General features: G+C 55.5%; 8 protein-coding genes and 2 pseudogenes. 5 read left to right on the top strand and 5 right to left on the bottom strand.

From position 1 onward, the window contains the following. From ACFFUC_RS09670 to ACFFUC_RS09690, 5 genes and pseudogenes are all read left to right on the top strand, one after another. Positions 1 to 639, top strand: a 639-nt coding sequence (locus ACFFUC_RS09670; RefSeq protein WP_377685746.1) for a hypothetical protein, incomplete at its 5' end; no start/stop codon positions are given. A gap of 34 nt (positions 640 to 673) precedes the next feature. Beyond that, positions 674 to 1,033, top strand: a complete 360-nt coding sequence (locus ACFFUC_RS09675; RefSeq protein WP_377685748.1) for a hypothetical protein — start codon at positions 674 to 676, stop codon at positions 1,031 to 1,033. A gap of 621 nt (positions 1,034 to 1,654) precedes the next feature. Continuing rightward, complete coding sequence (locus tag ACFFUC_RS20010; RefSeq protein WP_446686704.1) at positions 1,655 to 1,897, top strand: peptidoglycan-binding domain-containing protein; 243 nt, start codon at positions 1,655 to 1,657, stop codon at positions 1,895 to 1,897. A gap of 2 nt (positions 1,898 to 1,899) precedes the next feature. Next, entirely contained in the window at positions 1,900 to 2,232 is a 333-nt protein-coding gene (locus tag ACFFUC_RS09685; protein ID WP_377685751.1) for a hypothetical protein, read from the top strand. Between the two features lie 535 nt (positions 2,233 to 2,767). Then, positions 2,768 to 3,398, top strand: a pseudogene (locus tag ACFFUC_RS09690) (transposase). Positions 3,399 to 3,420: 22 nt separating this feature from the next. On the opposite strand, the gene ACFFUC_RS09695 reads toward ACFFUC_RS09690, so the two are convergent. The 5 genes and pseudogenes from ACFFUC_RS09695 to ACFFUC_RS09715 form a co-directional block, all read right to left on the bottom strand. Beyond that, a complete protein-coding gene (locus tag ACFFUC_RS09695; RefSeq protein ID WP_377685753.1) occupies positions 3,421 to 4,557 on the bottom strand; it encodes a Hint domain-containing protein in 1,137 nt (378 codons plus the stop codon). Positions 4,558 to 4,814: 257 nt separating this feature from the next. Beyond that, positions 4,815 to 5,602, bottom strand: a protein-coding gene (locus tag ACFFUC_RS09700) for an IS5 family transposase (protein ID WP_377685754.1) whose coding sequence is annotated in 2 segments (ribosomal slippage) — positions 4,815 to 5,263 and positions 5,263 to 5,602 — 789 coding nt in all. Because the reading frame shifts where the segments join, the coding sequence is not laid out codon by codon here. A 192-nt stretch (positions 5,603 to 5,794) separates the two neighbouring features. Next, on the bottom strand, positions 5,795 to 5,974 hold the full coding sequence (locus tag ACFFUC_RS09705; protein ID WP_377685756.1) for an integrase core domain-containing protein: 180 nt from the start codon (positions 5,972 to 5,974) through the stop codon (positions 5,795 to 5,797). Further along, positions 5,949 to 6,480 (bottom strand): annotated as a pseudogene (locus tag ACFFUC_RS09710) (IS3 family transposase); the annotation flags it as partial. The pseudogene ACFFUC_RS09710 and the gene ACFFUC_RS09705, both read right to left, overlap by 26 nt. Before the next feature lie 136 nt (positions 6,481 to 6,616). Beyond that, the gene (locus ACFFUC_RS09715; protein ID WP_377685758.1) at positions 6,617 to 7,567 is read right to left on the bottom strand and encodes a hypothetical protein; all 951 of its coding nucleotides are present in this window, start codon (positions 7,565 to 7,567) and stop codon (positions 6,617 to 6,619) included. Positions 7,568 to 8,370: the final 803 nt, after the last annotated feature.

Consider the following 8,370-nt stretch of genomic DNA (forward strand, 5'->3'; position numbering starts at 1 on the left):
ATCGCGAACCCGATCGATATCTGGGAGGTGAAGCCCGAGTATCTGACCGTCACCGACGGCAAGGTCTCGGCATGGACCGGCAAACTCGGCCGCCAGTTCGTTCAGGCCAATGCTGCCCGCCGCCCGACCTATACCGCCAACGGTTTGCGCATGGGCAATGAGGCGATGGACGCCCCCGAGGCCTTCATGAGCCTTGCCGGTGCCCAGATCGGCCCCGCTCCCGCGCTGGCGATCGCGACCAGGATCCGCCTGCCACCCGCGGCCCTGACGCAGGATCTGCACTACCTCTGGGCGGGCAGCGCGCCGGTCCTGCGGCTGACCTATCGCTACACCAACAGCAACAATTATCTGCGCGCCAATATCCTCGGGGCCGCGAACAGCCTTGATGTGGATCTGCCGGCGGGACAGGACACCATCGGCGCGGTTCTGGTCGCGGACGGGCCGGCCTTCAGCCTCCATTTGCCGGGCGGGGCGACGGCCAGCTTCGCCGCAGCCGGCAATGCCGATTTTACCAACCTGTTTCTCGGATCGGGCACGGGGGCAGCTGCCGCGCTGAACGGCTGGCAACAGCGCTTCGGAATGTGGCGGCATGTCCCCGATGCGGAACAGATGGCAACGCTGCTGAAATGGGTGGCGTGATGATCGTCGCGAACGTGAAGGTTGAGGAGGCGCAATGACAGAAGATCCAACACCGATCTGGGCTTCGGCCAAGGCGGCCTTTCTTGCCGTTCCCGTGCTCGGTACCGCGCTGTGGGGCGGGCTGGGTGGCGCGACCAACGCGCTGGTCATCAAGGTGACCGCCCTCGAGGCGCTGCGCCATGTCGCGATCGGGGCGGCAATTGCTGCCGGTCTCGGCGGCCTCGGCGCGCCGCTGGTCGGACATTGGCTCGGCCTGCCGCCCGGCACGCTCAATGCGCCCGAGGGCGCGGCAGGCGGGACCGTCGCCTATCTCACCGGCTCGCTCGGCGCGGCCGTGTTCGATGTGCTCTTGCATCGCATTCGTCGGGGGAGGTTGCCGCGTGATAATCCGTGATCCGAGACCGCAAATCGATTGCCCGCTGCGCGCCTTCTGCCTGCGCGTGATTATGGCCGGTTGTGTCGTGATTGCGGCTGCAGCTCTCAAGTAACCGGCCCCGGACTTGGCGTTCGTGAGCCAATCCGGAGCCGGGGCTCGATCAAGCGATTCCGTTCGGTATCGCGAGAGCCTGAATTGACCATAGCACGCCCCGCCGTCGAGCGGGGTTTTTCATATCCGGAGACATCATGGACGGAATCATCCTGCACTGGACGGCGGGCGCCGACGGTGTGACCTCGCACGAGGCGGACAGCTACAACTTCCTGATCGACCGCGACGGGACCATCACCCCGGGGAAGCATGCACCCGAAGCGCAGATCCCGCCGCTTAGGAAGGGATCCTATGCCGCCCATACCTTGAATGCCAATGGNCGATGTGCTGGTGACCCTTGTTGCCGATCTCTGCCTGAAATACCGCATCCCCGTGACGCGGCGCACGGTGCTGAGCCATGCCGAGGTTCAGCCGACGCTCGGGATCAAGCAGAACGGGAAATGGGACATCTGCTGGCTGCCCGGCATGGACGGCCCCGGCGATCCGGTGGCGGTGGGCGACCAGCTCCGCGCGCGGATCCTTGCGGCTATGGGCCAGACCGCGATCGAGGCGGCCGCCTTCACGCCGGTTCTGCGGCGCGGGTCCAAAGGTGAAGCCGTCCGCCACCTCCAAGAGCTGCTGACGGGGCAGGGGCATGTCCTCGGCAAGGTCGACGGCGATTTCGGCGAGCGCACCGATGCCGCGGTGCGGATCTTTCAAAAGCTCAACGGCCTGAAGCCCGACGGGATCGTCGGTGCGCAGACCTGGGCAAAACTCAACAAGGGACAGTGATCATGGACATCATCAAAGCGGCGCTGCTGCCGCACATCCTCGAAGTTACAAGCATCCTGGTGGCCTCGCTGATTGGCTGGGCCGCCAACACCGCGCGGCGCAAATGGGGCATCGACATCGAGGCCCGCCATCGCGAGGCTCTTCAATCGGCGTTGCTCAACGGCGCGCGGCTTGCGCTCGAGCGCGGCTTTGGCGGGCAGGCAGCGGTGGCCGAGATCCTCAAGCATGTGCAGATCAGCGTGCCGGATGCGGTGATCGGATTGGATGCAGGAAAAGAGGTGCTGGGCAATCTGGCGCAGGCGAAGCTGCAGGAACTCGCCGGCCTTCAATACTGATGAATGGAGCTGTGATAAGTTATTGGGAGTTATTTTGAGTTGTTAATTGGTAGAGGAACTCACCTTCGGAAAAGACAACCTTCACTACTCCTAAGACGCAAAGCTTCCGAAAGTCCCTTTCGATTTTGGGGGGGAGCGATCTGATTGGTTGGGGAGACGACGCTAAAAGGGCCTGCGTATGAAACTCCCCACCGCCTATCAATCTGCGTGTTGCAATTGAGGGCGCGAGTGGAGGCGTGTCCACATCTAAACAGGGCTCCTCCTCCCAGCCGCAATTTGTGCAAAGGAGAGCTGCAAACTGCCCCCAGTCGGGTTCTGTGCAAAGAAAGAGTGCCGCGCCACAGCTTGGGCATTCGGGGATGGGCGTCTCATTTCTTGATTCCGCAACCATTTTGGCAAATCTCCAAACCGGTTTCACACTACGAACACATATTTGTCTAAATAGCGCTAAAGGGAAAGAAAGAAAATTGTGTTGGCAAAAAGGATTTTCTTGCGCGATCGGCAATTATACAAGGCCATCTCCACATGGGATGCGATCTTGGCACGCAATCTGATATCCGATGACGAATGGGCCTTCTGTGATGGCTTCGTTCGAGCCGTCCGGCTTCCGAACGGGTGAAGCTTACAGATCACCGACTTGTTTTGGATGGCATTTTCTGGCTCACGCGGCTGGTGAGCCTTGACTAGACCTGCCAGAGGAGTTTGGCAATTGGACGTAAGTCTTCCGGCAGCCTCGGCTTTAGACACTCACCGGGACTGTGGGAGGTCATCCATGGTGCTTGGAACCGCGTGACCTCGTGCTCGACAAGCTCCAAATGATCTACGGAACCGCAATGAAGGCCCGCCAGAACGCGACCAACGCGAAGAATGGGGGGGGCGAAAGGGCTCGTAGCCGTCCAAGAGGTGAGTGATCGACCAAGATGCATGTCCGCGTTAACGGCACTGGCGTCCCGATGAAGACCAAGGTCATCCTCGGGCAGGTTCAGGTTAAACGGGCTATGAACTGGTGATGGCCGAAAAACTGCCATAGCCCGCCGTACTTGGTCCAAGGATGCTTCAATCTCAAGAAAAGTCCTTGCTTTGCAACCCGCTGCGACAAAGTCTCAGACGATTTGCTGGGCCTCAACGACATCCCGTGCATCGCGCTTCGTCATCTGTCGACATGACCTAGAGTTCAGACTAGCTCAATCAATCCCAGGCCTCGACAGAAACACCTAGCGTATCAGTGGAAACTAACACTCGCGAGTTCTGTGCATGGCGCTGCGCGAGCTTTCGTCCCTGTCTACCGTTCAAGAGCAGACGGGCTTCTTCAGGCCGGGAAGTTTCATCTAGATCTCTCAGCTCAGGGAAAATAGTAAAAATCTCTTTGAGCGCTTCTGCGCCAAGAGATTTCAAAGCTTGCCGCCCAGTGTAAAGCGATTCGGTCTCAGCTCCGTTCGAAATCACAACCTCGTGACCGCTCAGGAGGAAGTGAAAGTATTCCACCTCGTGGATATCAAAGGCAATATCAATACCGTCAATTAAAAGTAGCTGTTTAGCCGCGACGAGGACCTCATCTGTGTTGAAAAGGCGTTGGGCGATTTTTGATCGGACCAAAACTCGATGTTGGGGAGAGACAACTAGGTCTTGCGTGGGTGTATTGCGACCGAGAGCACCGGAACGAATCCGAATTGGACGCAATTGTGGGTTTATTTCTAAGGTGGCTGACGATAGTATACGAGAACCAATCCACCGCACGTCTTTTAGACCATGGTCTTTTGTCATGATCAAATCGCCGATACGCAGGTTTTCAACCGGAACCTCACCTCTATCGGTGAGAATAAATGTGCCCCGGTTAAAGCACACGGAAAAATCATTGCCATCTATGTTGGAGTTAAGGTTGCCGCCAGAATTTGAGAATCTTATCGAGTCAATCACAATTGAGGAGATGGGCTTGACCTCAAGGGCGCCGTCCAAATCACCATCATGGGCACCTGTTGATTGGATGATGTAGAGATCCCCACCTACGTTCTGAGCAATGGTAAATTGTGCAACTCCGGTAGTTCCATCGCTATAGATAACTGTCGCGCTAACCCCAACCATTCCTGTTGTAAGTTGACCGTTGATGGTGTCACCGCCCATGCCGCCTGGCCTGACGCTGCCATCATCATTTGCGTCGGTAAAGGTAACTTCCTGAATCGCCCCGCTCAAATAGAGCGGGTTTGAGGTGCTTCCAAACGACATTCCCAAAAGAACGCTAGCATTTTCGGAATCGTAGTCGTTGTTTGGATTCAGGTTGTTAGCAATATTACCCAAGTACAGAGTTTGTACCGTTGTGTCAGCCATTGTTCCTCACATGAAGTATTAAGTGTGATTCTATTGTGTCTATTGCCGTTAGTACCCGCTGCACATCATCTCCAACGAAGACAGCATCCTTGCTATGACAGGCCATATGCACGATGAACGCCGCCATGAGGTGGTTCCGTGCGATTCAATGAATGTTGACTTCACCGGATTGCCGATTCGACGTCTAATCAACTCAATCTGACGCAATGTTAGCGGAAGCTTTAGGCCCAGTCGATGCCTTTTTGGAGCTCACTAGGTCATGTTGACAAATGGCGGATCCAGAGTCGGATTGATGTGATGTCAATGAAGCCGAGGAAGCTCTCCGCGGTTTTGTCGTAGCGGGTCGCGACACGCCTGGCGTTCTTGAGCTTGTTGAAGCAGCGTTCGACCAGATTACGCAGGCGATACAGCGAGCGATCGACACCTATCCGCCTCTTGCGGGACTTGCGCATCGGTATCACGGGCAGGACATTGCGCGCCTCCATGCCCTCCCTGATCTTGTCTGCATCGTAGCCGCGATCCGCGAGCAGCACGCTCGGGCGGGGCAGATTATCCGCCATCACCTGATCGAAGCCGAGATAGTCCGACGTCTGGCCAGGCGTAATCTCTGTCCTCATGGGAAGCCCGTGTGCGTTGACGAGGAGGTGGATCTTGGTCGTAAAGCCACCTCGAGAACGACCGAAACCCTGTCGTGGAGTCCCCCTTTAGCACCCGCTGCCTGATGGTGGGCGCGGATCACGGTGCTGTCGATCATTTGCAGGGCGCTTGGCACGGCTCCGCTCTGGTTCAGGACATTCATGATGTCCTCCCAGAGACCCGACAATGTCCAGCGCCGGAACTGTCGGTAAACGCTTGACCATTTGTCGAACTCGGCAGGCAGGTCCCGCCATGGCGCCCCAGTTCGGGCAATCCAGAAAATGCCATCAAGGACGAGGCGGTGGTTGGTCGGCTTGCGTCCATTCGGGGCTCGGACGGCGAGGATGAAGCGTTCAAAGAACGCCCATTCCTCGTCAGACATAAGATCTCGTGCCAAGCTGGTCTCCATCGCAGATGCCAGCTTGAATCATGCCCCGAGGCCGAGGGGAATCCCATTTGTCAACACGACCTAGGTCATGTTGACAAATGGCGAAGGTTTTGTCGTGGCGGGTTGTCAACCGATGGCTGTTCTTCAACTCGTTGAAGCAACGCTCGACCAAGTTGAGCTACTCCCCAATCGTTGGACAGAATCTTGCGTAATTTAAGCTACTCTTTGCACCTGCTGATCGGGTTGGTTGATATCATTTCTCTGCCAATAGCCCAGCGCCGGAGGCTGGCCACCCACGGCTGAATGAGGGCGCTGGTGGTTGTAGAAGGTCATCCATTTCCGGATTGCCGCTTGCGCCGCCGGACGGCATGAGCAGGGCCTGCAAGACGACATCCGTTGTCTGTCGGCTCTGCATAGACCAGCCGATCACCCGCCGGAAATGGACGTCGATGACTACAGCAAAGCAGGAAAAGACCTGCCAAGTTCGGATGATGTCGGTCACCCAAACCCTGCCTGGCGCATCGACATCGACCTTCCGGTCCAGAGTGTTATCGACCACGACCGATGGTTTGCCGCCGTAGCTGCCGGGGCGACGCTTATAACCGATTTGCACCTTGATCCCTGCAATTTGTGCCAGCCGGCCAGCCCGGTTCGGGCAGATGCTGTCGCTCTGGTCATTTAGGTCATCATGAAGCTTGCGATAGCCGTAGACCTTGCCACTCTCGACCGAGGCCTTGTGCAGCAGCTCATTCTGGCGCGTGTCTTCTCGGGCTCGCACTCATCGGAGCCTGCAGCCAATTATAGAATCCGCTCAGCTGGATGCGCAGACACCTGCTCATTGCGCGAACGCAAAACTGCCCCAAATGCCCGGCCACGAATGCGTATCTCACTTTGCATCCCAGTGAAACGAGGAGGATTACCGGTGACTTTTACAGATCAAGTTCCGATTTGTTCAAACTTTCTGTCCTATCATTTCATATGATGAGGCCACTCTCATGTAGATCCAGCGACAGAGTGGATTTTAGCGCGATTCTCCTATTTCTGTACGTCGAATTCGCAGTTGGTGTTGAGAGCCGACAGGTGCTGTTTTGCCAACTTGTGGCCTTTATCTCTTTCAATAATTCCTAGATAAAGCTCACGGGCTTCGTTGCTTCTTCCACTTCTTCTCATGGCGTCGGCGGTTACTAGCGCGTAATCTACCGGATGAGTTTCCTTCAACCTTTCGACAATTTTTTCCGCCAATAGAGGGCGGTGCTTCCTGTTGCATGTCTTGGCAATATTTACGGCTCGTTCGAAAGCAGTAACTCTCTTTCTGCGGATCGCCGCTTTTATCGCAGCGTGGTCCCCTTCCAGTGCCGCATGGAATATTTGCGCTGCATTCTCTCTTCCGCTGACGCATTTTGCTGTTGAGTGGAACATGAATGGAGCAAAAATCGTACGTAAAGAATCGGACGCGGGGAGTAAGTTTGCTTGTACAAAATCGTTCTTGAAAAAGCGGTCAACAATAACGAAGTTGCGCTCTGCGAGGTGCTCTTCGTTTACTCGCATTCCGGCGTGGAGCTCACTGATGTACCGTAACTGATACCTCTTGTCTCGCTCGCCCAGCAACGATGGCTCGATCGTAGCTTGAGGGCTGCACGCTAGCGTGCTGTGAGCACCACAAAGACTGCCCCATCTGAGCGCTCCATAGCCCCCCATTGACGCACCATATGCCAGCATTGGCCCAATACGCTTTCCTTTGATCAGGTCAGTTAACTCATCCATCTCATGTTTCGGGTACCAGCACGGGTATTTCGGCACGACACCAATGAAGTTAACTCCCAAAGCTTGTGCCAGCTTAGAAGCGAAGGCGACCTTTCCATTCGCGCGCGCATGCATGATGTCGAAAGTTAGGAGGGTCCAGTCGGATTCGTTCGGCGCATGAAGTACTTGAACGTGCTTTCCATCAAATATGGTCTGTGTAATGTGGCCTAGATTACTGGTCATTTTAGGCAATAATTGCTAAACTTTGTCTACGTGGTGATGAGCTATTTGTTATGCGCCGGGTCACGATTGGTGGGGAGCCACGTTTCAAAAATTCCCAACTTCTGTCGGTTCAGAATTCGCGATTGAGTTGCGTGACGTAGAAAGGGGATTACTAGAACCGGTGGGATTCTGTGCTTAAATGCATAAGATAGCTCACGTGCAATTCTAGGTCGAGATTTACTGAACGACCCTGTTTGAGACGCGTCTTCCGTGTTAAGAAATATGTGATGAAGGAAGTCTATAAACATTGATGCTTCGTCCGATTTGGGGCGGCGACCTTTTCTACCAGATCTCCTGACGTGCTCACGCGCGTTGGCAAGTTGATCGATGGAATCCAACCAAAAACCTAGAAGGTAAACTCTCTCTCTAAGGTTGTCGTTTGCAAACGCGGCGCTGTCTGGCTGATCTGTGCAGGCCATGTCTTCTTCCCACAAGATGCGAATCACATTACAGACCTTGTCTATATGTCCGCTTACATCTTCAATCGCGCCGATGTTGATGGAGTTTGAGAACCAAGTAGGCAAGTTGAAGGAAAATCTAGCTTCCATACACTTAGTTGGATGGGGGACTGACCCGCTGCGCGGGTCAGTGTGCGCGTTTACTTGCACTTTCTAAGCCACGACTGCTCTGATGGTCAACTGTGACTGGAGAATTTCTTCTGCGCGTTTGTTTACGAAATCTGCGATCTTGAAGTAGCCGGTTCGCGTGTAATGATCGCTATCCGCAAATTCGTCGGCCGAGAGCAATGTATCGATATCGATGAA

The organism is Paracoccus cavernae (genome assembly GCF_042430175.1).
GTDB lineage: Bacteria > Pseudomonadota > Alphaproteobacteria > Rhodobacterales > Rhodobacteraceae > Paracoccus > Paracoccus cavernae.